The 737-nt window shown below is 63.9% G+C and carries 1 protein-coding gene; it reads left to right on the forward strand.

Features of this window, described 5'->3' with window-relative positions; all coding sequences use genetic code 11:
* A partial coding sequence (locus AC07E3_RS21445) for a 2-oxo acid dehydrogenase subunit E2 (protein WP_478364766.1) occupies window positions 1–737 on the forward strand: 737 nt, incomplete at both ends.

Genomic DNA, 737 nt, shown 5'->3' on the forward strand with positions numbered 1-737 from the left:
CTCGACCTGTCCGCCATCGCCGGTTCTGGCCCGAAGGGCCGGATCGTCAAGGCCGATGTGGAAGCCGCCGGCAAGGATGGCGGTGCGAAGGCAGCCGAAGCAGCACCTTCTGCCGCTCCGTCCGCGCCGCTGGCCATGTCCGACGATCAGGTCATGAAACTGTTCGAGGAAGGTTCTTACGAGCTCATCCCGCATGACAGCATGCGCAAGACCATCGCCCGCCGTCTGGTCGAGGCGAAATCCACCATCCCGCATTTCTACCTGACGCTCGATTGCGAGATCGACGCGCTTCTGGCGCTGCGCAAGGAGTTGAACGATGCCGCGCCGATGGTGAAGACCGGGGATGGCGAAAAGCCGGCTTACAAGCTGTCGGTCAACGACATGGTCATCAAGGCCCATGCGAAAGCGCTTGCCATGGTGCCGGAGGCGAATGTCTCCTGGACCGAGAGCGCCATGGTGAAGCACAGACATGCCGATGTGGGCGTGGCCGTGTCGATCCCCGGCGGTCTCATCACGCCGATCATTCGCCGCGCCGACGAGAAGACGCTGTCGGCGATCTCCAACGAGATGAAGGATCTGGCCGCGCGGGCGCGTTCGCGCAAGCTGAAGACGGAAGAGTTCCAGGGCGGCAACACGGCCGTTTCCAATCTCGGCATGTTCGGCATCAAGGACTTCGCCGCCGTCATCAACCCGCCGCATGCGACGATCCTCGCGGTTGGCGCGGGCGAGCAGCGGGC

It is taken from the genome of Nitratireductor lacus (assembly GCF_056431025.1).